The 25510-nt window shown below is 72.1% G+C and carries 28 protein-coding genes and 1 pseudogene; 11 read left to right on the top strand and 18 right to left on the bottom strand.

What is annotated here, in order from left to right:
- Nucleotides 1-64: 64 nt before the first annotated feature.
- Nucleotides 65-1450, top strand: coding sequence for an MFS transporter (locus ACWEPL_RS18350; RefSeq protein ID WP_452436888.1), 1386 nt, complete (start codon nucleotides 65-67; stop codon nucleotides 1448-1450).
- On the opposite strand, the gene ACWEPL_RS18345 is transcribed toward ACWEPL_RS18350, so the two are convergent.
- Nucleotides 1425-2708, bottom strand: a complete 1284-nt coding sequence (locus ACWEPL_RS18345; RefSeq protein ID WP_452436887.1) for a ferritin-like domain-containing protein — start codon at nucleotides 2706-2708, stop codon at nucleotides 1425-1427. The two genes, ACWEPL_RS18350 and ACWEPL_RS18345, sit on opposite strands and share 26 nt — an antisense overlap.
- Here ACWEPL_RS18345 and ACWEPL_RS18340 point away from each other — a divergent pair.
- Together ACWEPL_RS18340 and ACWEPL_RS18335 are read left to right on the top strand one after the other, a co-directional pair.
- Nucleotides 2707-2880 carry a hypothetical protein gene (locus ACWEPL_RS18340; protein ID WP_452436886.1) on the top strand — a complete coding sequence of 58 codons (174 nt, stop codon included), beginning with the start codon at nucleotides 2707-2709 and terminating at the stop codon, nucleotides 2878-2880. The two genes, ACWEPL_RS18345 and ACWEPL_RS18340, sit on opposite strands and share 2 nt — an antisense overlap.
- 129 nt (nucleotides 2881-3009) lie before the next feature.
- A pseudogene (locus tag ACWEPL_RS18335) lies at nucleotides 3010-3385 on the top strand (excinuclease ABC subunit UvrA); the annotation flags it as partial.
- Here the strand turns inward: ACWEPL_RS18335 and ACWEPL_RS18330 are convergent.
- From ACWEPL_RS18330 to ACWEPL_RS18315, 4 genes are read right to left on the bottom strand one after another with little or no spacing between them, the layout of a single operon-like run.
- Entirely contained in the window at nucleotides 3333-4955 is a 1623-nt protein-coding gene (locus ACWEPL_RS18330; RefSeq protein WP_452436885.1) for an ABC transporter permease, read from the bottom strand. The pseudogene ACWEPL_RS18335 and the gene ACWEPL_RS18330 sit on opposite strands and share 53 nt — an antisense overlap.
- Complete coding sequence (locus tag ACWEPL_RS18325) at nucleotides 4952-5845, bottom strand: ABC transporter ATP-binding protein (RefSeq protein ID WP_363964732.1); 894 nt, start codon at nucleotides 5843-5845, stop codon at nucleotides 4952-4954. The genes ACWEPL_RS18330 and ACWEPL_RS18325 overlap by 4 nt, the downstream gene beginning before the upstream one ends.
- Before the next feature lie 36 nt (nucleotides 5846-5881).
- A complete protein-coding gene (locus ACWEPL_RS18320; RefSeq protein WP_452436884.1) occupies nucleotides 5882-6709 on the bottom strand; it encodes an oxidoreductase in 828 nt (275 codons plus the stop codon).
- Nucleotides 6710-6745: 36 nt separating this feature from the next.
- A complete protein-coding gene (locus tag ACWEPL_RS18315) occupies nucleotides 6746-7003 on the bottom strand; it encodes a hypothetical protein (RefSeq protein ID WP_452436883.1) in 258 nt (85 codons plus the stop codon).
- A 219-nt stretch (nucleotides 7004-7222) separates the two neighbouring features.
- On the opposite strand from ACWEPL_RS18315, the gene ACWEPL_RS18310 reads away from it, so the two are divergent.
- Nucleotides 7223-7930 carry a helix-turn-helix domain-containing protein gene (locus tag ACWEPL_RS18310; RefSeq protein WP_363964728.1) on the top strand — a complete coding sequence of 236 codons (708 nt, stop codon included), beginning with the start codon at nucleotides 7223-7225 and terminating at the stop codon, nucleotides 7928-7930.
- A 22-nt stretch (nucleotides 7931-7952) separates the two neighbouring features.
- Here the strand turns inward: ACWEPL_RS18310 and ACWEPL_RS18305 are convergent, their stop codons facing one another.
- On the bottom strand, nucleotides 7953-8708 hold the full coding sequence (locus tag ACWEPL_RS18305; protein ID WP_452436882.1) for an SDR family NAD(P)-dependent oxidoreductase: 756 nt from the start codon (nucleotides 8706-8708) through the stop codon (nucleotides 7953-7955).
- 86 nt (nucleotides 8709-8794) lie between these two features.
- Here ACWEPL_RS18305 and ACWEPL_RS18300 point away from each other — a divergent pair, with 86 nt between their 5' ends.
- Nucleotides 8795-9391, top strand: a complete 597-nt coding sequence (locus tag ACWEPL_RS18300) for a TetR/AcrR family transcriptional regulator (RefSeq protein ID WP_452436881.1) — start codon at nucleotides 8795-8797, stop codon at nucleotides 9389-9391.
- Between the two features lie 38 nt (nucleotides 9392-9429).
- Here the strand turns inward: ACWEPL_RS18300 and ACWEPL_RS18295 are convergent, their stop codons facing one another.
- Both ACWEPL_RS18295 and ACWEPL_RS18290 read right to left on the bottom strand, forming a co-directional pair.
- Complete coding sequence (locus tag ACWEPL_RS18295) at nucleotides 9430-10395, bottom strand: zinc-binding dehydrogenase (RefSeq protein WP_452436880.1); 966 nt, start codon at nucleotides 10393-10395, stop codon at nucleotides 9430-9432.
- 99 nt (nucleotides 10396-10494) lie between these two features.
- Nucleotides 10495-10914, bottom strand: a complete 420-nt coding sequence (locus ACWEPL_RS18290) for a VOC family protein (protein WP_452436879.1) — start codon at nucleotides 10912-10914, stop codon at nucleotides 10495-10497.
- 85 nt (nucleotides 10915-10999) lie between these two features.
- On the opposite strand from ACWEPL_RS18290, the gene ACWEPL_RS18285 reads away from it, so the two are divergent.
- Nucleotides 11000-11668 carry a GntR family transcriptional regulator gene (locus ACWEPL_RS18285; RefSeq protein WP_452436878.1) on the top strand — a complete coding sequence of 223 codons (669 nt, stop codon included), beginning with the start codon at nucleotides 11000-11002 and terminating at the stop codon, nucleotides 11666-11668.
- A gap of 16 nt (nucleotides 11669-11684) precedes the next feature.
- Here ACWEPL_RS18285 and ACWEPL_RS18280 read toward each other — a convergent pair whose 3' ends face one another.
- Complete coding sequence (locus ACWEPL_RS18280; RefSeq protein ID WP_452436877.1) at nucleotides 11685-12683, bottom strand: LacI family DNA-binding transcriptional regulator; 999 nt, start codon at nucleotides 12681-12683, stop codon at nucleotides 11685-11687.
- A 100-nt stretch (nucleotides 12684-12783) separates the two neighbouring features.
- A complete protein-coding gene (locus ACWEPL_RS18275; RefSeq protein WP_452436876.1) occupies nucleotides 12784-14313 on the bottom strand; it encodes an alpha-N-arabinofuranosidase in 1530 nt (509 codons plus the stop codon).
- Between the two features lie 146 nt (nucleotides 14314-14459).
- Between ACWEPL_RS18275 and ACWEPL_RS18270 the strand changes: the two genes are divergently transcribed.
- Entirely contained in the window at nucleotides 14460-14678 is a 219-nt protein-coding gene (locus ACWEPL_RS18270) for a hypothetical protein (RefSeq protein ID WP_363964714.1), read from the top strand.
- A gap of 39 nt (nucleotides 14679-14717) precedes the next feature.
- Here the strand turns inward: ACWEPL_RS18270 and ACWEPL_RS18265 are convergent, their stop codons facing one another.
- The 5 genes from ACWEPL_RS18265 to ACWEPL_RS18245 form a co-directional block, all read right to left on the bottom strand.
- On the bottom strand, nucleotides 14718-15488 hold the full coding sequence (locus ACWEPL_RS18265) for an ABC transporter ATP-binding protein (RefSeq protein ID WP_363964712.1): 771 nt from the start codon (nucleotides 15486-15488) through the stop codon (nucleotides 14718-14720).
- Nucleotides 15478-16575: a FecCD family ABC transporter permease gene (locus ACWEPL_RS18260; RefSeq protein WP_363964711.1), complete on the bottom strand. Its 1098-nt coding sequence runs from the start codon at nucleotides 16573-16575 to the stop codon at nucleotides 15478-15480. The genes ACWEPL_RS18265 and ACWEPL_RS18260 overlap by 11 nt, the downstream gene beginning before the upstream one ends.
- On the bottom strand, nucleotides 16568-17635 hold the full coding sequence (locus ACWEPL_RS18255; protein ID WP_452436875.1) for an ABC transporter substrate-binding protein: 1068 nt from the start codon (nucleotides 17633-17635) through the stop codon (nucleotides 16568-16570). The genes ACWEPL_RS18260 and ACWEPL_RS18255 overlap by 8 nt, the downstream gene beginning before the upstream one ends.
- A gap of 185 nt (nucleotides 17636-17820) precedes the next feature.
- Nucleotides 17821-18411, bottom strand: coding sequence for a hypothetical protein (locus tag ACWEPL_RS18250; protein ID WP_363964707.1), 591 nt, complete (start codon nucleotides 18409-18411; stop codon nucleotides 17821-17823).
- 64 nt (nucleotides 18412-18475) lie between these two features.
- Nucleotides 18476-18679: a heavy-metal-associated domain-containing protein gene (locus ACWEPL_RS18245; protein WP_350735069.1), complete on the bottom strand. Its 204-nt coding sequence runs from the start codon at nucleotides 18677-18679 to the stop codon at nucleotides 18476-18478.
- A 178-nt stretch (nucleotides 18680-18857) separates the two neighbouring features.
- On the opposite strand from ACWEPL_RS18245, the gene ACWEPL_RS18240 reads away from it, so the two are divergent.
- On the top strand, nucleotides 18858-19397 hold the full coding sequence (locus ACWEPL_RS18240; RefSeq protein ID WP_452436874.1) for a hypothetical protein: 540 nt from the start codon (nucleotides 18858-18860) through the stop codon (nucleotides 19395-19397).
- A 113-nt stretch (nucleotides 19398-19510) separates the two neighbouring features.
- Nucleotides 19511-20914: a PepSY-associated TM helix domain-containing protein gene (locus tag ACWEPL_RS18235; RefSeq protein ID WP_452436873.1), complete on the top strand. Its 1404-nt coding sequence runs from the start codon at nucleotides 19511-19513 to the stop codon at nucleotides 20912-20914.
- On the opposite strand, the gene ACWEPL_RS18230 is transcribed toward ACWEPL_RS18235, so the two are convergent.
- The 3 genes from ACWEPL_RS18230 to ACWEPL_RS18220 all read right to left on the bottom strand — a co-directional run bounded on the left by ACWEPL_RS18230 (nucleotide 20905) and on the right by ACWEPL_RS18220 (nucleotide 23552).
- Entirely contained in the window at nucleotides 20905-22080 is a 1176-nt protein-coding gene (locus ACWEPL_RS18230; protein ID WP_452436897.1) for an MFS transporter, read from the bottom strand. The genes ACWEPL_RS18235 and ACWEPL_RS18230 overlap by 10 nt on opposite strands.
- A gap of 167 nt (nucleotides 22081-22247) precedes the next feature.
- Complete coding sequence (locus ACWEPL_RS18225) at nucleotides 22248-22856, bottom strand: copper resistance protein CopC (protein ID WP_452436872.1); 609 nt, start codon at nucleotides 22854-22856, stop codon at nucleotides 22248-22250.
- A 96-nt stretch (nucleotides 22857-22952) separates the two neighbouring features.
- On the bottom strand, nucleotides 22953-23552 hold the full coding sequence (locus ACWEPL_RS18220) for a hypothetical protein (RefSeq protein WP_452436871.1): 600 nt from the start codon (nucleotides 23550-23552) through the stop codon (nucleotides 22953-22955).
- A 79-nt stretch (nucleotides 23553-23631) separates the two neighbouring features.
- Here ACWEPL_RS18220 and ACWEPL_RS18215 point away from each other — a divergent pair, with 79 nt between their 5' ends.
- Both ACWEPL_RS18215 and ACWEPL_RS18210 read left to right on the top strand, forming a co-directional pair.
- Nucleotides 23632-24735 carry a phosphotriesterase family protein gene (locus tag ACWEPL_RS18215; protein WP_452436870.1) on the top strand — a complete coding sequence of 368 codons (1104 nt, stop codon included), beginning with the start codon at nucleotides 23632-23634 and terminating at the stop codon, nucleotides 24733-24735.
- 9 nt (nucleotides 24736-24744) lie between these two features.
- Nucleotides 24745-25497: a TetR/AcrR family transcriptional regulator gene (locus ACWEPL_RS18210; RefSeq protein ID WP_452436869.1), complete on the top strand. Its 753-nt coding sequence runs from the start codon at nucleotides 24745-24747 to the stop codon at nucleotides 25495-25497.
- Nucleotides 25498-25510 lie beyond the last annotated feature (13 nt).

Genomic DNA, 25510 nt, shown 5'->3' with positions numbered 1-25510 from the left:
GACCGCGTCCGGCGCGCAAATATCTTCAAGACCGCCCGGACGCGCGCGGCCGATACTCGGCCGCATGACCGCCCTCGTTCCTCCCGCCGTGACCGTCGCCCGCCGTGGCCCGATGCTGGCCGTGCTGCTCGCCGGCCAGGCCATGGCGTCCATGGACGGATCGATCGTGTCGGTGGCGGCGCAGACCATCCGTGACGGACTGCACGCCGGCAGCACCGCGATCCAGCTGGTCGTGTCGGGCTACCTGCTGACCACCGGCGTGCTCCTGGTCACCTGCGCGCGGATCGGCGACATCGTCGGGCACCGGCGCGCGTTCCTCGTCGGGCTGGGCTGGTTCACGGTGGCGTCGCTGCTGTGCGGGCTGGCCCCGAACGCGCCCCTGCTGGTGGTGACCCGCGTCGCCCAGGCCGCGGGGGCGGCGCTGCTGATGCCGCAGGTCTTCTCGCTCATCCAGCGGCACTGGGACGGGCCGGCCCGCCGCCGGGCGATCGGCCTCTACAGTCTGGTGCTCGCCCTGGGAGTCGCGCTGGGGCAGGTGATCGGCGGGCTGGTCGCGGGCGCCGACCTGTTCGGCCTCTCCTGGCGCCCGGTGTTCCTGATCAACGTCCCGATCGGCGCGGTGCTGCTGGCGGTCGGACCGCGCGTCCTGCTGAGCTCCGGCCCGGACGAGCGGGTACGCCTCGACCCGGCCGGAACCGCTCTCCTGACCGTCGCCATGGCCGCGTTCACGATGCCGCTCATCTTCGGCCGGGACCAGGGCTGGCCCGCCTGGGCATGGGTCTCGCTCGCCTGCGGAGCCGCCCTGCTGGTGGCGTTCGTCCGCTACGAGACCCGGGCGCGGCACCCGCTGCTGGACCTGGCGGCGCTGCGGCCGCGCGGGGTGAAGCCGGGGCTGGTGGCCTGCTGGATCGTCATGGGCTGCTACACCGTCTTCCTGCTGACCCTGACCCTGCATCTGCAGTCCACGCTGCGCTTCTCCCCGCTCCAGGCGGGGCTCGCGTTCGTCCCGTACGCCGTCGGCTTCGGCGCGCTCAGCCTGACCTGGAACCGCTATCCCCGGTGGCTGCGGAACGCGCTGCCGGTGGCCGGGCCGATCGCGTTCGCGGCCGGGGCCGGCCTGCTGGTGCTCCTCCATCGCGACCAGTGGCATCCGTACGGCACCGTACCGCTGCTGCTGCTCGCGGGGGCCGGGCACGCCGCCGGCTACAGCCCGCTGATCGCGCGGATCACGTACCTGGTGGAGCCGCGGCTCTCCTCGGCGATCTCGGCGCTCAACTCCACCGGCCCGACGCTGACCGGGGTGACGGCCGTCGCCGGGCTCGGCACCGTCTACTTCGCGGCCCCCTCCTCCGCCGAAGGTCTCCTGCGGGTCGTCGCCGCCGTCGCCGCCCTCCTCGTGGTCGGGGCGGCCTGCGCGCTGCGGGTCACGCGGGCCCGCCGGGGGTCGTGATGCCGGAGGCCGCCTTGGCCCGGACGGCGTCGAGCGAGTCGGCCACCGCCGTGACCTGCTCCGAAGCCGCCGCGATCACCGGGTCCGCGGCGGCGTGGGACGCGCAGCGCTCGGCGATCTGGCGCAGCCGTTCGATCAGCACCGTCCAGGCGGCCTCGCGCCAGGGGACCACGTTGTCCATCAGGTAGTACATCTCGAAGGCCGCCCCGGCCGTGCGTCCCGGATGGGCGGGGCCGGCGGGCCGCCGGCTCAGCTCGGTGCCGAGCGGCCGCAGCACGGCGGCCATCGTCGTGATCGCCGCACCGATCAGGACCTCGAGCTCTTCCTCGCTCTCGTCGGTGTGCGTGAAGTAGCGGGTGAGCAGCCACAGGATCGCCTCGTAGGCGAGGTTGCACAGCTCGGCCAGCGCCAGGGTCCTCGGGTCGCCGATGAGCGGCTGCGGCTCCCGCACGTCGAAGGGCTGGCGGGTGAAGGCGCCGAGCGCGGGGTGGGCGGGTTCGAAGGCCGGGTCGGCGGCGCGCAGCGCGTGGTACTCCTCCCAGATCTTCAGGAAGCGGCCGTAATGGGCGTCCTGCCAGGCGCCCTGCGCTCCCTCGCCCTGCTCGATGATCTCCTCGATGGCGGCGCACGCCGACGCGAGGTCGGTCACCGCCACCATCTCGGGCCAGCGGAACAGCTCCGGGGTGGCCTGGGCCCGGGGCGAACCGCAGAACACCTGCTCCTCGCCGTACTTGGCGACCAGCGTGGTCAGGCCGTCCTTGATGCCGCGGTAGAGATGGCCGACCGTGGCGAACTCCTGCGCGCGGGGGAAGATCTCGCCGGACGCGATGGGCTCGGGCGGCGGATCGCAGGAGATGAACTCGGCGGCGTCGCGCCGCTCCATGCCCTCGGGCCGTTCGAGGTAGAGGAAGTGGGCCAGGGCGGCCTCGCCGAAGGGCAGCAGCCGCATCTGGATCGAGGGCGGGAACGCGCCGCAGGACTGCGGGAAGTTCGGCCTGCCGAAGGTGGGCGCGGCGCCGATGGACGACATGAGGTTGGCCACCAGGGCGAGATGGAGCATCTCCTGTACGGCGATGCCGTGGAGCTCCTGGCGCCAGCGATCGACCGCGGCCTGCTGCTCGCCGGTGAGCCCATCGGTCTTGAGGCTGAACTCGGCGAAGAGGTACTGGCACATGATCATGTGCTCGAGCTGCGAGGCCTGGACGAGCAGGTACCACACGTGCTCGCGGTGCTCGATGACGATGGGGGGCTCGGTCATGTTTACAGACTTACACAGCGGCCGCGCCTGCGGCAGGGCTTCGCCGCAAGGCCCGCGCCCGCTGACCGGCGGCGGGTACGAGCTCGCGCGGGCCGGTCAGGCACTGGCGGACCTGGCCGCCCGCCGTACCGTTGGAAAGATCATCCTGCGCAGCCAGATAACGATGCGATAACGACGCGGCGGCGTGCGCACTAGGTTCGAGCCTGTGAGAGACCGTCTCGTCGTCAAGGGCGCCCGCCAGCGCGCCGCCCTGGCCAGGCGCGTGCACCGTGCGCACAGAGTGCCCGGCCGGCACCGCGACATCACCGGGGCCGCGGCCTTCTTCGCCGAGCACGCGATCATCACGCGGCACCTGCGGGTCCTGGCCGACGTCGGGCTCGGCTACGTCAAGCTGGGGCAGCCCGCCACCACGCTGTCCGGCGGCGCGGCCCAGCGCGTCAAGCTCGCCGCCGAGCTGCAGCGCCGCTCCCGGGGCCGCACCCTGTACGTGCTCGACGAGCCGACCACCGGGCTGCACGCCGACGACGTCCGCAAGCTGCTGGCCGTGCTCCACCGGCTCGTCGACTCCGGCAACACCGTGGTGGTGATCGAGCACGACCTCGACGTGATCAAGCGCGTCCCCCGTCAGCCCGCGGCGAGGTCGCGGCGGCGCAGCCCGTACAGGCCGAGGATCGCCAGCGCCGCGGCGAGCACGGTCAGCACGACCGTGGCCACCGGGGCGAAGGACCCCAGCGGGTGCCAGGGCAGGTGGGACAGCACCGACGTGTTCACCAGCCACCCCGGCAGGTTCATGTAGGACCCCAGTACCTGCATGAACCCGCTGTAGACGAGCACCGCCCAGGCCGCGTTCACGGCCCGCGGGGCGATCCCGAGCAGCGCCGCCGGGACGGCGAGCAGCACCAGCACCTCGGGGGCGCGGATCAGGCTCGCCCAGGTGACCTCTCCCACGAGGCCGGGCTCGCCGGTCGACAGGGCGGCCCCTACGCCGAGCGCGGCGCCGTACACCACCGGCAGGACGACCACGGCGAGCGCGGTGACCAGCAGGGACGACCAGTACCACGTCGATCTGCCGGTCGGCCCGGCCAGCACGGGAGCGATCCGGCCGCGCACCTCCTCCGCCCGCAGCCGGATGACCGACAGGACCGCGAAGACGCCGGTGTAGAGGGACCCGGTGAACACCATGAGGCTGATCCAGGCCCGCCCGAAGTCCGCGCCGGAGAAGATGGGGAGGTCGGTTTCGGCCATGCCCCCGGTCATGGCGCCCAGGACGAGGCCGACCGCGAGGAACGCGGCTCCCCACGCGAGGACGGCCGCCTGCTGGAGCCGCAGCGCGAGCGTGAACGGCGAGCGCAGCCAGGAGGGCGCCGACGCCCGGCCGGGACGCGGGGCCACCAAGGAGGCGCCGAGATCCCTGCGGCTCGCCAGCGCGAAGGCGCCCGCCACCAGCAGCCCGGCGAGAACGACCGAGAGTCCGAGCGGCCACCAGCGCTCGTCGCCCAGCACCCGGCTCTGCTGCGACCAGCCGATCGGCGACAGCCAGAACAGCGGGCCGCCCTCCTCGCTCTGCAGCGCCCCCGCGCCGCGCAGCAGCCACGCCGTGAAGAGCACGAGGCCCGCGAGCCCGTTCGCGCCCCGGGGGTGCTCGGTGACCTGGGCGGTGACCGCGGTGACCCCGGCGAACAGCAGCCCGGTCGCGGCGAGCGAGGCGCCGAACAGCAGCGCGCTGCCGGCGGGGAACCCGATGCTGACCGTCGCGGCGGTGGTGAGGGCCGCGAGCGCGGCGTTGCTGATCACGGCGACGATCAGCGCCGCGGTCAGCTGGGCGTGCCGGCCCACGACGGCCGCCCGGATGAGCTCGGCCCGGCCCGTCTGCTCCTCGGCCCGGGTGTGCCGGGTCATGAGCATCATGTTCATGATCGCGGCGGCCAGCAGGAACTCGACCCAGTAGGCGGCCAGGAAGTAGCTCTGCGTGCTGATCTCGCCGAACAGCGGCCCGCCGAGCACCCTCATGAAGGAGACGCGGATCATCTGCGAGGCCGAGGCCAGGGCCTCGGGCGTCGGGACGACCGCGTTGACGGCCGCGTAGTAGAAGCGCGGGACGAGCGCCGTGATCGCGACCAGCCAGAGGGTGAGCTTGATCCGGTCGCGGCGCAGCGCCAGCCGTACCATCGCGCCGGTGCCGGTCAGGTGGCTGCTCCCCACTCTCGATCCGGTACGGCCGCGCGTCCCCGTGACCGTCGTGGTCATGCCGCCTCCTTGTGCGCGTAGTGCCGGAGCATGAGCTCCTCGAGCGTCGGCGGGTGGCTGACCAGCGCGTCGATGCCGAACGTGGTGAGGTGCCGGATGGCGGAGTCGAGGTGCTCGGCGTCCACGCCGAACCGCACGCTCCCGCCCTCGGTCTTCGCGTCGTGCACGCCGGGCAGCCGGTCGAGGCCGGTCACCGGGGTGGCGGTCTCGGCCACGACCGTGGTCCGGGTCAGGTGCCGGAGCTGCGCCAGTGTCCCCGACTCCACGACCTTTCCGTCCCGGATGATGGTGACCCGGTCGGCGAGGGACTCGACCTGGGCGAGGATGTGGCTGGACAGCAGGATGGTCCGGCCGGCGGCCTTGGCCTCGGCGACGACCTGCTGGAACACCGCCTCCATCAGCGGGTCCAGCCCGCTCGTCGGCTCGTCGAGGATCAGCAGGTCCACGTCCGCGGAGAGGGCGGCGACGAGGGCGACCTTCTGGCGGTTGCCCTTGGAGTAGGTCCGCGCCTTCTTCTTCGGGTCGAGCTCGAACCGCTCGATCAGCTCGTTCTTGCGCCGGTCGTCCAGGCCGCCGCGCAGCCGGCCGAGCACATCGATGGCCTCGCCTCCGGTGAGGTTGGGCCACAGCTCGACGTCGCCCGGCACGTACGCCAGCCGCCGGTGCAGCGCGACGGCGTCGGCCCAGGGGTCGCCGCCCAGCAGCCTGGCGCTGCCGGAGGTGGCCCGGATCAGGCCCAGCAGGATGCGGATGGTGGTGCTCTTGCCGGCTCCGTTCGGGCCGAGATAGCCGTGCACCTCTCCGGGGTTCACGGTGAGGTCGAGCCCGTCGAGGGCGCGCGCGGGCCCGTAAGCCTTGACGAGCCCGGAAACGGCGATGGCAGGGGTCATGGGTTTCTCCGAATTGCGGTTCTCGTGGAGCCGGAGTTATCTGAGGGAGCCGGTGATGCGCGCGTCGAATTCGCGGTCCGGCAGGGACCTGTTGAGCTGGAGGAGGGCTTCGGCCTGCCAGCCCACGACGTAGCGGGTCTCCGGCCGGTCCGACTCGACGGCCTCCCGGATCGTCGCCCCGACGACGGCGGGGTCGGTGGCCTGGTCGCTCTGGTGGCCCGCCGGCGTCTCGGCGGCGCCGGCCATGGCCTCGGCCATCTGCCGGTAGGGCCCGTTCCCGGAGATCTCCCGCAGTTGCCGGGCGGTCCCGGCCTCGAAGTCGGTCTTGATGATGCCGGGCTGGATGACGACGACGTGGACGCCGAACTGCGCGGTCTCCATGCGCAGCGAGTCAGAGAAGGCTTCCAGGGCGTGCTTGGAGGCGTAGTACCAGGCGCCGAGCGGGAAGGCGAGCTCGCCGCCGATCGAGGAGACGTTGACGATCGTGCCCGAGCCCTGCTGCCGCATCGGCGGCAGGACGAGCTGGGCCAGCCGGGCCGCGGCGAACACGTTGACCTCGAACAGGTCTCGCGCCATCGCCAGCGGCGTGTCCTCGACGGCGCCGTGGACGACGGCTCCCGCGTTGTTGACCAGGACGTCGATCCGGCCGTGTTCGTCCAGGACGGTGTCGACGGCGCGCTTGAGGTCTTCCTCCTTGGTCACGTCCACCGGCAGCGGGCGGCCGCCCGCGTCGCGCAGCGCCGCCATCCTGCCCACCCGCCGCGCCGCGCCGTACACGAAGTGGCCGCCGTGCAGGAGCTCGAGCGCGGTGGCGTGGCCGATGCCGGACGAGGCACCGGTCACGAGGCATACTTTGGCAACCATGCCAGGGGTCTCCTTGAGATTCGAGGGTGATGTCGTTCAGGCGTCCCAGGCGACCGGGAGCCGGTGGACGCCGTGAACGCTCATGTCGGTGCGCATCGCCAGGTCCTCCGGCGGGACGATGCGCCCGCTGAACCGGGGGTCGGCGAGCACGAGCCGGGCGAGAGCGTGGCCGGTCACCACCCATCCCACGTGTCCGTCCGGGTAGCTCAGCCGGCCCTCCTCGCGGAGCCGTGCGAGCCCCGGAGGAGGATCCAAGGGGCGCTCGGTCGGCAGCGCGGGATGTGGCTGGGTCATGTCGGTTTCCCTCCGCGTGAACGGCGATCGTTCACGCATGGAGAAACGCTACGAATGCGTTCGCGGATTCGGCAAGTTACGAACGCCGTTGTCCCAGGTCAGAGCGGATTAACTGGCGCAACGACAGTGTCGGCAAATGCAACAATCCCCGATGCGGTGTCGCAATCAGGTCCACCGGGGGCGATACTTGCGCCTGACGATGACGTGCCGGGAGGGCGCATGCCGGGAGGCCACCTGACGTACGACGACCGCCGCAAGATCTCGGAAGGGCTGGCGGAAGGGCTCACCTACGCGGAGATCGCCCGTCGCCTGGGGCGGCCGAGGTCGACCATCGGCCGCGAGATCGCGCGCAACGGCGGCCCGCACGGCTACCACGCGGGCCGGGCGCAGCAGGCGACCGGATGGCGCGCCCGCCGCCGGCCGGCCGCGCCGGCGAGCACGGCCGCGGGGGACGCGGGCAGGCGCGACCCCCAGGCGGTGCGGGAGTTCGAGGAGCGGCTCACGACGACGTTCGGGGGTGTGCCGACGATGGCGGCCAGGGTGATGGCCTGCCTGTTCACCAGCGACACCGGCAACCTGACCGTCACCGAGCTGACCGAGCGGCTGCGGGTCAGCCCCGCGTCGATCTCCAAAGGCGTCGGCTGGCTCGAACAGGTGGGGCTCGTCAGGCGCGAGCGGGACAACCGGCGCGAGCGCTACATCATCGACGCCGAGGTCTGGTACCGGGCGTGGCAGATGGGCACCCGGTCGATGATGTTGTGGACCGAGACGGTCCGGGAGGGTGTCGACATCCTCGGCGCCGACACCCCGGCGGGCGTCCGGCTCGCGACCGCCAGCCGGTTCTTCGAGCTCATCAGCGCCGACATGGCCCAGGCGGCCGAACACTACCGGCAGACCTTCGCGCCCACCGGGGACGTCCCGCGCTGACCGCCGTACGCGACCGGCCGCCTCAGACCGCGGCTCGCCCGCCGTCCACCGAGAGGGTGGCGCCGTGGATGTTGGCGGCGTCGTCACCGGCCAGGAAGACCACCGCCTTGGCCACCTCCTCCGGGGTGCTGGGCCTGCGCGAGGGGATGGCGGCGATCATCGGCGCCAGGTACTCCGCCATCGCGGCGACCTTCTCGGTGAACGTCGGGCCCGGCGCGACGGTGTTGACCCGCACGCCGGAGGGGCCGTACTCGTCCGCCCAGGACTTGGTCAGCGAGTGGACGGCGGCCTTCGTGGTGCTGTAGAGGGCGGAGCCGCTCGTGCCGAACAGCCCGGAGATGGACCCGAGGTTGATGATCGCGCCGCTGCCGCGGGCCGCCATGGCGGGGGCGATCAGGCCGGTGAGGAGGAAGGCGGCCTTGACGTTGACGGCCAGGGCCTGGTCGATGAGCTCCTCCGCCACCTCGGCCGTGGGGGCGGGGTTGATCAGCAGCGCCGCGTTGTTGACCAGGATGTCCAGCGGGCCGCCGGCCAGCCGGTGCGCGGCGTCGGCGAGCTCTCGGACGGCAGGCAGCCCTCCGGCGAGGTCGGCGCGGACGAACGAGGCCCGCCCGCCCTCCTCGGCGATGGACGCGACGACCTTCTCACCCTTGGCCGTGTCCCGGCCGCTGACGATGACGTGGGCGCCCTCGGCGGCCAGCGCGCGGGCGATGGCCGTGCCGATGCCGTCGGTCGAGCCCGTGACCAGGGCCGTGCGGCCCTGCAGACGTGCGGACATGGTGATTCTCCCTTGCGAAAGTGCGGATTCGCGGTCCAGGATGCCGAGGCTAAAATGGACCAGCAAGTCCAATCTGGGAGGTCTCCATGCCTACGCTCACCCGCAAGGGGGCCGCGACGCGGCAGCGCATCCTCGAGGGCGCCGCCGCGCACATCCGCGAGTTCGGCGTGGCCGCCACGACCCTGGACGACGTGCTGGCCGCGACCGCCACGAGCAAGAGCCAGCTCTTCCACTACTTCCCCGGCGGGCGGGAGGAGCTGCTGCTGGCGGTGGCCCGCCTCGAGGCCGGCCGCGTGCTGGAGAACCAGCAGCCGGCGCTCGGCGAGCTGACCTCGTGGACCGCCTGGCAGCGGTGGCGTGACACGGTCGTCGACCACTACCGCAGCCAGGGCCGCCGGTGCCCGCTCAACTCGGTCACCTCGCAGCTGGGCAACCGCACGCCCGCCGCCCAGGCCGTGGTCATCGAGCTCATGCGCCGCTGGCAGGCCGAGATCGCCACCGGCGTACGGCACATGCAGGACGCCGGCGAGATCGACCCGGGCCTGGACCCCGACCACGCGGCGGCCGCCCTGCTCGCCGGCATCCAGGGCGGCGTCCTGATCCAGATGTCCACCGGCGAGGTCACTCACCTGGAGGCCGCCCTGGACATGGGCATCGCCCACCTCCGCGGCTCTCGCGCCTGAGGCCGCCGCACAGCTGGTGGCCGCCGTAGCCGGCGCCGTCAGATCAGCAGCAGGGTCTTCCCCAGCGCGGTGCGGTGTTCGATCGCGGCGTGCGCGTCGGCGGCGCGCTCCAGGGGGAAGGTCTGCCCGATGACCGGCCGGACGAGCCCCGCGGCCGCCTGCGCCATCATCTGCTCCGCCCACCGCGCCAGGTGCGGGCCGAAGTCGAAGAGCTGCTCGATGCCGATCACGTCCACGTCCTCGCGTCGCGCGGGATCGACGACGGTGACCTCGCCGCTGGAGGCGCCGTGCACCGAGAACCGGCCGCCACGGGCCGTCACCTCGAACGCGGCCCGCCCGATCTCCCCGCCGACGCCGTCGAAGACCACATCCGGCCCGGCCCCGCCGGTCGCCTCCAGCACCCGCCCGGTCCAGCCCGGTTCGGAGTAGTCGACCGCGGCTTCGGCGCCCAGCTCCCGGATCAGGTCGAGCTTCCGCGATCCGCGGGCGGCCCCGACGACGCGTGCGCCCGCCGTACGGGCCAGCTGCACCAGCAGGCTGCCGACGCCGCCGGCCGCCGCCTCGACCAGCACCCACTCGCCGGGACGGACCTTGGCGCCCTCGATCAGTCCCTGCGCGGTGCTGCCGTCGCTGTGCAGGGCGACGGCCTCCGGCAACTCCAGCCCGTCCGGCACCGGGAACAGGTCCTCGGCCACGGCCACGGCCCGCTCGGCGAAACCGCCGGTCTCCCCCGTCCCGGCGATGACCCGCCGGCCCGCCCACGCCGGATCCACCCCTTCTCCGGCCGAGCTCACCCGGCCGGCCACCAGCCCGCCCGGCACGTACGGCAACTCCGGCCGGGCATGCCACTGGTCGGTGCCGCGCCGGATCTGCGTCTCGACGAACGTCACGCCCGCGACCGCCACCTCGACCACGACCTGCCCCGGCCCGGCCACCGGATCCGGCGCCTCCCCGGGCACCAGCACCTCAGGCCCGCCGAACCCGGTCACCCGAACCACCCGCATCGCCGCTCACTCCTGCCCTCTTTCCGACATGACCCCCATAGCGTGCAACCTCAACCGGAATTGAGGTCAACCGGCGGGCAGCGGCGGTGACGGGCCGAATCAGACGGCGAAGACCTGGGAGTCGTCGGCGAACGCCTTGAACTCCAGCGCGTTCCCCGCGGGGTCGAGCAGGAACATCGTCCACTGCTCCCCCGCCTGCCCCTCGAAACGCAGATAAGGCTCGATGACGAACTCGACGTCCGCCGCGCGCAGCCGGTCGGCGAGCCGGTGGAACTCGGGGATCGTCAGGATCAGGCCGAAGTGCGGCACCGGGACGTCATGGCCGTCGACCGGATTGTGGATCCGCTGCGCGCGGGCCGGCGCCAGGTGCGTCACGAACTGGTGGCCGTGCAGGCTCCAGTCCACCCAGGTGTCGGCGCTGCGGCCCTGTTCGAGGCCCAGCACCTCGCCGTAGAAGCGGCGCGCGACGGCCAGGTCGTCGACGGGCATGGCCAGGTGGAACCGGGGGATCGAGGTCATGGGGACTTCCCTTCTGCCTAGAATGTCCGAATGTTAACATTACGACAAACGCTCGCGGTAGGGGCGCCCGTGAGAGGCTGGAGCCATGAGTGAACAGGGCAGGGTGGCGCCGGCCCGCCGCCGGGGGCTGGCCGACGAGGTCGCGGACCGCATCCGGGAGGCCATCTTCGCCGGGACCTACGCCCCCGGAGCGCAGCTGCGGGAGGTGGAGCTGTCCGGCGCGCTCGATGTCAGCCGCGGCCCCGTACGCGAGGCATTACTCCGGCTGGAACGCGAGGGCCTGGTCCGCAGCGCATGGCACCGCGGCGCCACCGTCACCACGCTCTCCCCGGCGGACGTCACCGAGCTCGACAGCCTGCGCGCCGCCCTGGAACAGCTCGCGGTCCGGCAGGTGGCCGCCCATGCCTCGGACGACGACCTCGCGGCCGTCGAGCAGGCGGCCGAGCGCATGAGGCGCGTCGAGGACGAGCACGAGATGGTGCGCCGCGACATCGCCTTCCACGACGCCGTCTACGCCGCGGCCCGGCACCGGCGCCTGGAGGAGGCGTGGCAGGCCATCCGCTCGCAGGTCCACCTGTTCCTGCTGACGCGGATCGGCGTCCGCTCCGCGGACTACCTGGCGCACATCCCCGAGGAGCACCGGGAGCTGGCCGCCGCCCTGCGCGCCCGTGACACCGAGCGCGCCCTGACGCTCTTCGCCGCCCACCGCCTCCACGCCTTCGACGTGCTCACCGGCCCGGACCCGAGGACCTGACCCCCGCCCGGGGTCGTCAGCGGGTGGACTCGCGGACCACCAGTTCGAAGGGCGCGGTGTGCTCGCCGGCCGGGCGTGACGGGTCCTGGATGCGGGCGGTCACCAGCTCGACCGCCTTCGCGGCCATCCACCGGTGGTCGGGGGCCACGGTGGACAGCGAGGGCACCATGTACGCGGCTTCCGGGATGTCGTCGTACCCGACGAGGCGGATGTCGTCGGGCACCCGGACGCCGCGGTCGGCGAGGCCCCGGAAGACCCCCTGGGCGACGGTGTCGCTCACCGCGACCACGCCGTCGACCTCGAGACCTGAGTCGACGAGCCGGTGGGCCGCCTCGCGGCCCCCTTCCAGCGTCATCCCGCTGACGGCGAACCGCAGCGCCGGATCGGGGTCGAGCCCCCGTTCGGCGAGCCCGGCGAGGTAGCCCCGGTAGCGGCGCGTCACCACGTTCACGCCTTCGAGGGACCTGCCGGTGACCATCGCGATCCGGCGGCAGCCGCGGTCGACCAGATGCGTGGTCGCCGCTTTGGCGCCTTCCTCGTTGGGCATGGCGACGTGGTCGAGCCGCGCGGCGAAGTCCTGCTCGCCGAGCATCACAATCGGATAGTCGCCGCCGGTCAGCCGCGAGTCCTGGGGGTCGATCCCGACCGCGCTGAGGATCAGCCCGTCGAACTGCAGGGTGGACGAATGGGAGATCGCGTCGATCTCCCCGGCCGCGGCCGCGCCGGTCTGCTCGATCGCGACGTGGAAACCGCGTCCCCGCGCCTCGTCGATCACGTGGGCGGCGAGCTGGCCGAAGTAGGGCCGGTCGATCTCGGGAACGGCCAGCCCGATGACGCCGGTCCGCCCGGACCTGAGGGTCCGGGCGGAGACGTTGACGCGGTAGCCCGACTCGCGGATCGCTTCGAGCACGCGGCGGCGGACCTCGTCGCTGACCCCGGTGCGGTCGTTGATGACGTTGGAGACCGTCATCTTCGACACCCCGGACAGCTTGGCGACGTCGCCCATGGTGACCATGCCGCTCCTCAGGTCCTGCCCCTTCGGCCGGATCCGATCCGGCCGCTTCCGACTGTGGCCGCCGCTGCCCCGAGCCTACTGCGCCCCGCAAGGGTGCCGGTTATGCGACGTCGACCTGCACGGTGACGAAGGAGTGGGCGGGCAGGTGCACCCGCACGCGCGTACCGGTGACCGTGACCTGCTCGTGGGAGCGCGGGGCGACGGCGGCGGGCGCGTCGGGCGTGTTGTGGGTCTGCGGCGCCCCGGCGGTGAGGATCCGCGAGACGACCCCGCCGACATCACCCCCGCGCAGGTCCAGCTCGACGTCGGCCGCGTCGGCCGTGTCCAGGTTGGACAGCGAGATGAGCACCTTGTCGTCCTTGCGGCTGGCCGACAGCGAGACGGTCGCCAGCGTGTCCGGCCCCACCTCGCGGGTGGGCACGTCCGAGAGGAGATCGACCCGCAGTGACGTGGCGTCCTGGTGCCCCTTGTTCATCTCGAACACGTGGTACGTCGGGGTGAGCACGAGCGCCCCGGTGTCGGGATCGGTCAGGATCATCGCCTGGAGCACGTTCACCGTCTGGGCGATGTTGGCCATCACCAGCCGGTCGGCGTGGCGGTGGAAGATGTCGAAGTGCAGGCTCGCGACCAGCGCGTCGCGCAGCGTGTTCTGCTGGTAGAGGAAGCCGGGGTTGGTGCCCGGCTCGACGTTCCACCACGTGCCCCACTCGTCCAGCACCAGGCCCACCTGACGGCCCGGGTCGTAGCAGTCCATGACGTTGGAGTGGCCGGTGAGGAGCTCGTCGGTGTGGACGGCCTTGACCAGGGTCCGGTAGTACTCGTCCGTGTCGAACACCGTGGCGGCGCCCTTGTCCTGCCAGGTGCCCGGGATCGTGTAGTAGTGCAGCGACAGCGCCTGGTAGAACGGCTGGGGCCGGTAGGCACAGCCCAGGTCGCCCAGCTGCTTCATGAGCGTCTCGGTCCAGGCGTAGTCGTCGCTGTTGGCGCCGGCGGCGATGCGGTACAGCCGGTTGTCGCCGTGGTTGCGGCAGTAGGTGCCGTACCGGCGCGCCTCGGCGGCGTACTGCTCGGCGGTCATGTGCCCGCCGCACCCCCACGCCTCGTTGCCCAGCCCCCAGAAGCGCACCCGCCACGGCTCCTCACGCCCGTTGGCCTTGCGCAGGCGGACCATCGGGGAGTCGCCGTCCCGGGTGAGGTACTCGACCCAGTCGCTCATCTCCTTCACCGTGCCCGAGCCGACGTTGCCGCTGATGTACGGCTCGGCGCCGAGCAGCTCGCACAGGGCCATGAACTCGTGGGTGCCGAAGTGGTTGTTCTCCTCGACGTTGCCCCAGTGGGTGTTCACCATCGCCGGACGCTGGTCCTTCGGGCCGATGCCGTCCATCCAGTGGTACTCGTCGGCGAAGCAGCCGCCGGGCCAGCGCAGGTTGGGGATGTTCAAGGCGCGCAGCGCTTCGACGACGTCCAGCCGGATCCCGCCGGCGTTCGGGATGTCACTGTCCTCGCCCACGTAGAAACCGCCGTAGATGCACCGGCCCAGGTGTTCGGCGAAGTGGCCGTACACATGTCTGCTGATCACGGGGCCCTTGACGTCGACATTGAGCACGGCGGACACGACAGCGTCACTCATGGTTAGCACCTTTTCTCGGTAAGCGGCGGCGGCTACTTTATCGATAAAGCATCGCGTGGGAAAGAGCCTCTTCCTTGCCTGCCGGCTCGGGAATCCTCGCCCGCTCGCCTATGTGCGAACGGCCACGCGATGCGTACGGTGAGGCCATGTGCGATCTGAACGCTGCGGAGACCCGCGAAATCATCGCATCACTCAGCGCGGTGACCGGCCTGTCCGGCCAGGTGACCACTCACATCGACGACATCGGTAAGACGTCGTACATGGACCACGAGAACCTGGCCGAACTCCTCGCCGCACTGCGCGATCGCGCCGAGGCGGCCAGGGAGTGGGTCGCCGCCAAGCCTCAGCAGCACGCGGGCCACTGACCTGGGCGCCGGCCGGCCCCTGGACCGGCCGGCGCACTTTCACGGTGCGGGTGAGGCCACGGCGATGTGCGGGCGGCCGGTTATCGGGTGCGGGCTGATGTGCGCGCGTACGCCGAAGACCTCCTCGATGAACGCCGGCGTCAGCACCTCCAGAGGCGGGCCGTGCCCGGCGACCCGACCGTCGCGCAGGACGACGACCTGGTCGGCGTAGGCGGCGGCCTGGTCGAGGTCGTGCAGGGCGGCCAGCAGGGTCAGGCCGAGGGAGCGGATCAGGTCCAGCAGCAGGAGCTGGGAGCCGACGTCCAGATGGTTGGTGGGTTCGTCGAGCACCAGCAGCGGCGCCTGCTGGGCCAGCGCTCGGGCGAGCAGCACGCGTTGCCGCTCCCCGCCCGACAGCGTCGGCATCAGCCGGTCGGCCGCCCAGGCCATGCCGACCCGTTCCAGCGCGGTGGCGACCGCCGCGCGGTCGGCGGCGTTCTCCCGGTCGAGCAGCCGCTGGTGGCTGTGTCGGCCGGTGGCGACGACGTCGGCGGCGGACAGCCCGTCGGCGACCTGGCTGTGCTGGGGCAGCACGGCGCGGTGCCGGGCGGCCTGGCGGGGCCGCATCCCCCACAGGTCCTGGCCGTCGAGCCGGACCACGCCGCCGGACGGGCGCAGCGACCGGTAGACGGTCCGCAGCAGGGTGGACTTGCCGCTGCCGTTCGGTCCGATGAGCGCGACGAGCTCCCCCGGCCCGGCCGTCAGACTCACGTCCTCGACGATGGGGCGGGCGTCGATCCGGGCGCTGACTCCGGCCAGGTCAAGCCGCATCGGTGCCTCCACTTGATCGGCGGCGCAGCAGCCACAGGAAGAACGGAACGCCGAGCCCGGTGGTGAAGATGCCCACCGGCAGCTCGTTGGGCCGGTCGGCGATCCGGGCCGCCAGGTCCACCAGCACCAGGAACAGCGCCCCGGCCAGCAGCGACACGGGCAGCACCCGGCGGTGGTCGGCCCCGACGACGAACCTGGCCATGTGCGGGATCATCAGCCCGATGAAGCCGATGCCGCCGACCACGCTGACCACGGTGGCGGTCAGCAGCGATCCGGCCACGAGCAGCCCGATCCGCAGCACCGCCACCGGCACGCCGACGGCGATGGCGGCCTCCTCCCCGGCCAGCAGCGCGTTCAGCGCGCGGGCCTGCAGGGACAGCCAGGCCAGGCAGCAGACGACGATCAGGGCGGGCACGCCCAGGTCGGCCCAGGACGCGCCGGCGACGCTGCCCATCAGCCAGAACATCATGCCCTGCAGCTCGGTCGGGTTGAGCTGGAGCTGCACGAACGTGGTGGCCGCCGCGCACAGGTAGCCGACGGCCACGCCGGTCAGCACCAGCCAGGAGTCCAGCAGCCGGCCCGCGCGCTGCGCCAGCACGTACACCAGCAGCGCCGACAGCAGGGCGGCGGCGAAGGCGGCTCCGGTGACGCCCAGCGTCCCGGCGAGGGCGGCGCTGCCCAGCGCGGGGACCAGCACGGCCCCGAGCGAGGCGGCCGAGGACACGCCCAGCACGTACGGGTCGGCGAGCGGGTTGCGTACGAGGGACTGCAGCGCGACCCCGGCCACCGACAGGCCGGCCCCGGCGAGCGCGGCCAGCAGCGCCCGAGGGGTGCGCAGGTCCCAGACGACCTGGCTGAGCAGCGGATCGGCCTGCGCGCCGCGCCCGGTCAGATGGGCCCAGACCACACCCCAGACCTGGCCGAGCGGAAGGTTGACCGAGCCGACGGAGATGCCTGCCACCAGGGCCGCGACCAGCGCGACGACCAGCGCGGCCAGCAGCAGCCCGGTGGCGGGCCCGGAGACGAGGTGCGGGCGCCGCGACGGCGCGGCCCTGGTCGCCGGTGCGGGCGTGAGGATGTCAGTCACCGGGGTGGACCACCTTGGAGAGCTTCTCCACGGCCACGGCGTTGAGCGGGCCGAGATACACCCCGTCGGAGACCACCGCGTACGTCCTGGACTTCGACGCGGCCCAGTGCGGGTAGGCGGCGAACAGCTTGGCCGCCTCCGCCTCGGGCTGCTCGTCCGGCGTGAACTGCCCGACCACGAGCACGTCCACCTGGGCGGTGGCGAGCTGCTCGGTGTTGAGGGTGCGGGTGGTGTCCGAGCTCTGCCCGGCGAAGGCGTTGACGCCGCCGGCCGCCTTGATCACGTCGTCGTAGATGCCGCCGGTCATCACGGCGGGCAGCCCGTTGGCGTTCATCATGGCCATGCCGGGATAGGCGATGAGGACCTTCTTGGCGGGCCGGCCCGCGACCCGCGCCCGTACGGCCTCGACGCGGGCGCGCAGCTTGCCGATCAGGTCGGCGGCGCGGTCCTGGACGTCGAAGACGCGCCCGAGCAGCGCGATGAACTCCAGCGAGGAGTTGATCGACTGGTTGCGGTAGGCGCGCTTCTCCTCCTCCGTGGCCGCGGGCTTGCCCATCGCGCAGTTGACCGGGTTGACCAGCGAGGTGATCCCGGCGGCGGCGAGCTGCTCGCGGGTGGCGAAGCCGTTCTTGGCGTCGAACCCGCCGGACCAGGTGGACACCACCAGGTCGGGCTTGAGCTTGAGCACCTGCTCGGCGGGGACGTCGAAGTTCTTGTTCATCGTCAGCCCGCCGGTCGGCAGCGCCTTGATCCTGCCGATCATCGCGGGGTCGTCGGAGACGCCGTAGCTCTGGGCGTTGGCCAGGACGCTCTTGTCCAGGCCGAGCATGATGAAGCTCTCCACCTCGGCCACGCTGGTGCCGTTGAGGATCGGCACGCGCTGCGGCGGACGCCGGAAGGTGACTTTCATGCCGCAGTTGTCGAAGGTCAGGGGGAAACCGGACGAGGTGGGGACGGCGGCGGATCCGCTCACGGAGCCGCCGGGGTCACCGCAGCCGGTCAGGGCCATCAGCGCGCAGAGCGCGGCGGCCAGCGGACGGCGCACATGACAGGGATTCATCGATGTTGCTCTCTTCGAGGTCGAGTCTGGAGGCACGCGAGACCGGCGCGGGTCATGACGGTGACCGGCGCATCGCGGCAACGCGCGGCGCCGGGCGGCGCTACGGCACGCCCGGTGTCGGGCTTATTCGGGAAAAAGGCATGGGGAAACGGCCCCGGGAATCGGCGCTGACGGCCGACGCCGGATCAGGCGGTCCCTGCGTGCGCTCCAGGAGGTGCCCGCCCTACGAGGGCATGTCGGAGGAAGGCGCGAATAGGCGGGGTTTCGTCCTCACCCGCGTACGCGATCGACCTCGGACCGGTGGCCGTGCACCCGGCCACCGTGAAGACCAGGACCAGCAGCGGGCGCAGCACCCGTCCGGCCACCTGCCGGACCAGGGCGCACAGGCCCGACTCGACCCACCGCAACCAGGCGGAGGTCAGCAGCACGCCCAGCGCGTGCATGACCAGCATCCCGAAGCTCGGGGAGCCTCCATGATGGAGTTGCGCCTCGCCCGGGACGGCCCCGAGGGAGGCCATCGCGTGGTGGGCGGCGCCCTGACTCAGCAGGACGTGCAGGACGACCTGCGACAGAGCCGTCGCGGGCAGGATGGCGCCCAGGCTGCGCTCACGTCCGGTCAGGGCCAGCGCGACCGGCAGCAGGAGCAGAAAGCCGCCCAGTGTCGACACCGCGTCGAAGTAGCCCCCGCCCGCCAGGTGCCCGAGCATGGCCAGGGCGGCGCACGTGGCGGCGAAGCTCGCCGCGCGCACCCACCGCACCACCGACAACGGACCCATCGCGGACAGATCTTCGCACACCGGTGCCGCCGTCCTCAGTTCAGGCGCCTCTCGCCACGGACGATCAGGAGGCCACCCTGTATCCCGCCTCGACGATCGCCGCGCGCACCTGCGACTCCTCGAGCAGCGGGCCTCCGCTCACGGTGACGCGGCCCCCCAGCACGTCCACCTCCACCCGCTCGACGCCCCGCAGTGGCAGGACCTGTGCCCGGATCGTCGAGGCACTGCAGCCACAGCTCATTCCCTTAACCGCGACGGACAGGGTCATTGGCGCGAACCTTTCCCGTAATACCACCAGGCGCGCTCACGGCTCGCCTTTAGGTGGGATACGCAGGTTCCTGAGGCTGGGTTCAAGCGACAGGCAATGTTTTTTAAGATCCAAATTCCGTATATACGAATTCTCGATCACATGGCACTATGACCGGGTGCATGTCGGCCGGCCCTTCTTGCGCGCAATACGCGCCGCGGTGTTCGCGGCGGTCTGCGTGCTGGTTTCGGCTGCCCTGCACGGACTGGCCGGCGGCGATCCGGTGCGCGCGGGCACGTTGCTCGGCGCGCTCGCACTGACCTGGACGGGCGCGTTCCTGCTCGCCGGCCGCCAGCGCGGCATGGAGGTGCTGCTCGCGGCCTGCTTCGCCGCCCAGTACGGCATGCATCTGCTGTTCGGCGCGGGCGCCGCCGACGTGCCGCCGCCTCATGAGCACGCCACGGGCGTGGGCATGTTCCTGGTGCACGCCATGACGGCGGTCATCTCGGCCTGGTGGCTGGCGCGGGGCGAGTGCGCGCTGGCCGCGCTGCTCCATCTCGCCGTCGCGTCCGTCGGCCGCTGGTGGAGCGCCCTTTCGGTCCTGACGAGCGGGCTGGTCGAGCCGAGCCCGTACGGTGTCCGGCCCGCGGCGTGGGACGACCACGACGCCTTCCTCCAGCGCCTGTTCGCGGCGGCGAACTTCCGGCGGGGCCCGCCGGCGCGTCTCTCCCTCATCTGATCCTTTCCGGGCCACCGGCCCGTGTTCCGCCACGCCCGGTGAACGGCGCGGCGGACCTCGAATCCTTGTCGAGAGCACGCGCATCCGCGTGCGCTGTGAGTGGAGAACGCCTGATGACCTCGACCGCCGACGTCGGCAATACCGTCGATCACGTCCCCCCGCCGTCCCGTGAGCGGACCGCCTGGGCCGCGCTGCGCCCGCTGGTGCTGCGGCTACACTTCTACGCGGGCGTCCTCATCGCCCCCTTCCTGCTCGTCGCCGCGTGCACCGGCCTGATGTACGCCGCCTCGTACCAGATCGAGCAGGTCGTCTACCAGCACGAGCTCACCGCGCCCGCCGGCCGGACCAGCCTGCCCCTCAGCGCGCAGGTCGCGGCGGCCCGCGCGGCCCACCCCCAGGGCACCGTCACCGCGGTACGGCCCGGCGCCGAGCCGGGCCAGACCACCCGCGTGCTGATCAACCAGCCGGGCCTGGCCGAGAGCACCCAGCTGGCGGTCTTCGTCGACCCCTCCACGGGCCAGGTGCGCGGCACGCTGGAAAGCTACGGCAGCTCCGGAGCTTTGCCCGTACGCGCCTGGATCTCCACCCTCCACCGCCAGCTCCACCTGGGCGAGCCGGGACGGATCTACAGCGAGCTGGCCGCCAGCTGGCTGTGGGTGGTCGCGCTCGGCGGCCTGGTCCTCTGGGTCGCCCGGCGCCGCCGCAACCGGCGCCATCTCATCGTCCCCGACCGCGCCGCCGGCGGGCTCCGCCGCACGCTGTCCTGGCACGGCTCGATCGGCCTGTGGGCGGTGCTCGGCCTGCTGTTCCTGTCCGCCACCGGCCTGACCTGGTCCAAGTACGCCGGAGCCAACGTCGACGAGCTGCGCGCGACGCTCGACTGGACGACCCCGTCGATCGACGTCTCGGGCGGCTCGGGCGGCTCGGGCGGCGACCACGCCGCGCACACCGCGACCGCCGGACATCACGCCGGTGGGGCCGACGTCGGGGTGGACCGCGTCGCCCAGGCGGCCGCCGCCAAAGGACTGTCCGGCCCGCTGGAGATCACCTGGCCCGCCAAGGCCGGCGCGCCCTACCTGGTGAAGGAGATCGACAAGACCGCGCCCACCCGCCTTGACCAGGTCGCCGTCGACGCCACCTCCGGCCAGGTGAGCGCCGAGTTGCGCTTCGCCGACTACTCGCTGGCCGCCAAGCTCGCCCGGTGGGGCATCGACGGGCACATGGGGCTGCTGTTCGGCCTGGCCAACCAGATCCTTCTGGCGCTCCTGGCCGTCGGCCTGATCGCGCTGATCGTGCTCGGTTACCGCATGTGGTGGCGCCGCCGGCCCACCCGCGGCTTCGGCAAGCCGTACCCCCGGGGTGGCTGGCGGAACGTGTCCTGGGCCCTGCTGGCGCCGCTCGCTCTGCTGGCCGTGGCCGTCGGGGTCTTCCTGCCGCTGATGGGCATCTCGCTGGCCGCGTTCCTGGTGGTCGACGTCCTGCTCGGGCTGCGCGCCCGGCTGGGGTCTCAGACGTGATCCTCCGAGCGCCGGGGCAGGAACAGGCCGGACACGCACATGAAGGCCGCGACCAGGAACAGGCCCGTCCGCGTGCCGAGCGTGCTCGCGACCAGGCCGCCGAAGGCGATGAAGAGCGGCTGGGTGACGTTCGTGGCGAAGATCCAGAGCGTCGACACCCTGGCCAGCAGGTGGTCCGGGGTGCCGAGCTGGCGGTAGGTGGTCATGGTGGAGTTCGCCAGGCCGGAGAAGAACAGCACGCCCGCGAAGCCGGACCCGCAAAGGAGCAGGCCCGCGGTGCCGGGTGAGGCCAGCGGGATGAGCGCGTACCAGGGGCCGCGCCAGAGGCTCACCCACCACAGGCCGCGGACCATGCCGAACCTCCTGCTCAGCCTCGGCGTGAGCCGCGCGCCGAGGAAGCCGCCGAGCGAAGGGAGCCCCATGAGCAGGCCGTACTGCCAGGGGGTGAAGCCCAGGTCGCGCAGGTAGAACAGCGAGCTCAGCGGCGTCGCCATCGCACTCGTGCCGGCGAAGACGAGCCAGCTCGCGAACATCCGCCGCAGCACCGGATGCCCGCGCACGAAGCCCCACCCGGCGAACAGCTCCGCCCGCCGGGAGGGGCTCGGCTCGGGCGCGGGCGGGGGCGGCTCGGGCGTGCGCAGCGACCGGATCGACCAGGCGCTCACGACGAACGACACGGCGTCGACGATCAGCGCGCCGACCGCCGACAGGACGCCGATGAGCGGACCGGCCAGGGACGGGCCGACCAGCACGCTCAACCAGCGGGTCGACTCCAGGCGGCTGTTGGCGCTCATGAGCCGCTCGGCGGGGACGAGAGCCTTCAGATGCGCCTGCGCCGCCCCGGACGAGGCGATCTGGCCGGCGGCGTTGCCCAGCGCGGCGACACAGAGGTGAGCGAATGTCAGCAGCCCGGAGAACGCCGCGATCGGAATGCTGAACAGCAAAATACATCTGGCGATATCTGACCAGATCATGACCGGGCGTTTGGCCCGGAATTCGATATACCGCCCCGCGGGAAATGCGACGACGACAATTGTGACCGCCTGAATCACCGACAACAAGGCGACCTGGAAAGCCGAGGCGTCCAGCACGGTGATGGCGACCACGGGCAGGGCGACCATGCTCACCGCCGAGCCCAGCTGGCTCACGGTCGTGCCCGCCCACAGGCGCCGGAAGTCTCTTTCGCCGGGCGAGATCCCCGCCTGCCCGGGTCATGTCATGGCGCAAGGTACCTCCTTCAGCGATCATCATCGCCGACGGATCAGCGTGCCGCCAACCGTGACGGCACACCGATCCACGGCGATCCCCGGCGATCCCCGGCGATCCCCGGCGATCAGCCGCGGCCGGGGCCGGGCTTGCGACGCGCGGCGAGGACGACGGCCGCGCCGCCCGCGAGGACCACCGCCAGCGCCGCCCACAACCATCCCGGCAGCCCCGACGTGCGGTCGGCCCGGGTGGCTGCCACCGGCGACGAGGAGGGCGGCTGCGCGGAGGCGGGTTGCGGCTCGGGAGAGCTCTCCGAAGTATCGGGAGAGCTCGCCGGAGTGGACGTCTCCTCCGAAGGGCCGGGCGAGGGGTCCGGGGCGGTGATGGTGAAGGCGAGTTCCCCTTGGATCGGGTGGCCGTCGGAGGAGACCACACGCCAGGCGATCCGGTAGCGACCTTCCTGCAACGTGCCGGTGGGCCGGGCGAAGACCTTGTTGCCCTGAACGCGTGGCTTGTCGAGCGGGACCGGCTTGCCGCCGGGGCCGTCGAGCACGATGGTGGGCAGCTGCATGTGCGAGGTGAACTCCAGCTCGATCGTCTCCAGGCTCTTCAGCTTGGCGCGGTCGGCCGGGTTGCTGGCCTTGAGACGGTCGTGGGCCAGGGCGGCGGGCGAGGTCAGGAGCAGCACGAGTACGGCGCCGACGGCCGGAACGAGGGCACGCCGAAGAAAGGTCATGGGGAACTCCGAAGTCATGGGGCCCCGGCGGCATGCCGGAGAAGGTCATGGCGCCTGTCGGGGAGGCGCCGGATCAGGCGTTCGGGGACCCGCGGGTCAGCCGCGGGCCGCCGGGAAGGCAGGCGGCCCGCGACGGGGCACGACAACGGCCAGCAGCGCGGGAACGCGAGGGGCCGGCTCCCGCCGTGCCGGCGCGGAAGGGGGACGCCCGATGATCGCGAGGGGCGCCAGGACGGTGATCACGGCCGCGAGCAGGGTACGCACGCCTGCCACGCACACGGCGTTCAGATGCAGCAGCATCACCAGGGCCAGCTCGCCGCGAGCCAGCCACCAGCTCGAGCACATCGCCGCGGCCAGGTGGATCATCGGCATGGCGAGCCCGGGGCCGTGCTCGTGGCCGGAGGAGAAGACGGGGCTCACCGGGGAGGAGCCGGAGAAGAGCTGGTGCAGGCCGTACTGGGACACCGCGCACAGGGCCAGCAGCTCCGGCCAGTCCCGCCGGCGACCGGCCAGCAGGTAGGCGCCGGCCCAGATCGCCGCCATCGCCGCCGCGAGCCCGCCCGGCCGCATCCCGCCTCCGCCCACCAGCACGTGCAGGGCGGCGGAGACCAGCACGCAGACGGCCGTGAACACCGCGGCGCGCAGCGCGCGAATCATGGGATGGCCGACATGCACGCCGCCATGCTGCCAGAGCACACCGCCACCGTCAGGACATCCGGCGCATCGCCTCACAAAGGCCATCGTTCTTTGTCCAAACGATCGATAGAATAACTCCGTGACAACACTTCCGCGTCGCCGCGTGCGTACCGTCCTCGGAGACGTCGAACCGTCCGAACTCGGCCACACGCAGCCGCACGAGCACGTGCTGTCCGACATGTCGGCCATCGTGCGGCCCTGGGGCCTGGAGCCGGTGGCGGGCGACGGGTCGCCGGCGTCGTCCATCCGGCAGGAGTTCCCCGCGTCGGTCCGCGCCCGCGTCGCCGAGCCCGTTCGCCTCGACAACCACGACTGGATCAAGCGCGCGGTCCTGAACATCGACAACCTGCGGCTGCTGTCCGAGCAGGACGCCACCGAGGAGTTGGCCCTCTACCGCGCGGCCGGCGGGGGCGCCGTGGTGGACTCCACGCCGGTCGGGCTGGGCCGGGACCCGCTCGGGCTCGCCCGCGTCTCGCGCGGCAGCGGGGTCCACATCGTGATGGGCAGCGGCTACTACTGCCGCGACTACCATCCGGCCGGGCTCGCCGAAGCGCCACTCGAAGCCGTCCATGAGGAGATCGTCGCGGACGTGCGGGACGGCGTCGGCGACACCGGCGTGCGCGCGGGGCTCATCGGCGAGATCGGTCTGAGCTGGCCCGTGCATCCCGCCGAGGAGAAAGTGCTGCGCGCCGCCTGTCGCGCACAGCAGGTCACGGGCGCGCCCCTGCAGATCCACCCCGGCCGCCACCCGCAGGCGCCTCTCGAAGCCGTGCGCACGGTCCTGGACGCGGGCGGCGACCCCACTCGGGTGATCATGTCCCATCTCGACCGCACCCTGTGGCGGTCCGAGGACCTGCTGGAGCTCGCCCGTACGGGTTGCTACCTGGAGCTGGACCTGTTCGGGCAGGAGTCCAGCTACTACGCCTTCAACCCCGAGGCCCGCCGGCCCAACGACCGTACGCGCGTCGAGTGGCTCCAGATGCTGATCGAGGCGGGCTTCGGAGACCGGCTGCTGATCGCCCAGGACATCTGCCAGAAGGTCTACCTGCGCCGCTACGGCGGCCCCGGCTACACGCACATCCTGGAGAACGCCATCCCGCTGATGCGCCGCATGGGTCTGACCGAGGCGGAGATCACGGCGCTGACGGTGACGAACCCGGCGACCGCCCTGGCTATGGAATAGTTCAGGATCATGGCGACCACCAACCAGCCCGGAGGCCAGCGGACCAGCGGTGGCCGGATGAAGGCGAAGTCCTCCCGGCGCGCGCGCTCGGTGCGCACGGAGTTCCAGCTGCTCCGCGCCGCCTGCTGGCTCTTCTCCGAGCGGGGGTTCCACGGCACGGGCATCCGCGACATCGCCGAGACCGCGGGAGTCGCGGTCTCCGGGATGTACTACTACGCCTCCTCCAAGGACGAGATGCTGGAGGCGGTCACCCGCCGCGTCATGGACGTGCTGGTCTCCGGCAGCGAGGAGACGCTGCGCGACATCGACGACCCTGCCGAGCGTCTGGCGGCGCTGATGGCCGTGCACGTCGCCTTCCACGCGCGCAACCCGCGCGCCGCCAAGGTCGCCGACCACGAGTTCCAGGCGCTGACAGGCGAGGCCCGCGAGGACATCCTGCGGCTGCGGGACTCCTACGAGGCGGTGTGGGCCGACACGTTGCGGGCCGGCGTGCGCGACGGCGTCTTCCAGGACCGCGGCAGCGTCGCGCGCCTGGCGCTGCTGCAGATGGCCACCGGGATCGCGCACTGGTACCGGCCGGACGGCGAGCTCGGTATCCCGCAGCTGTGCGAGCGGTTCGCCGACATGGCGCTGTCGCTGATGGGCGCGCAACGCGAGGGGCGCCTCCTCCAGGTCCAGGACCTCGCCATGCCTGACCCGGACCTGCTGCTGGAGCGGGTCGAGCTGGCCATCGAGCCCCGCGAGGAGCCCTCCGGCGACTGAGTCCGGCGCGGGT

The sequence above is a fragment of the Nonomuraea sp. NPDC004186 genome, assembly GCF_053603495.1.
This window is presented reverse-complemented; position numbering and strand designations above follow the sequence as displayed.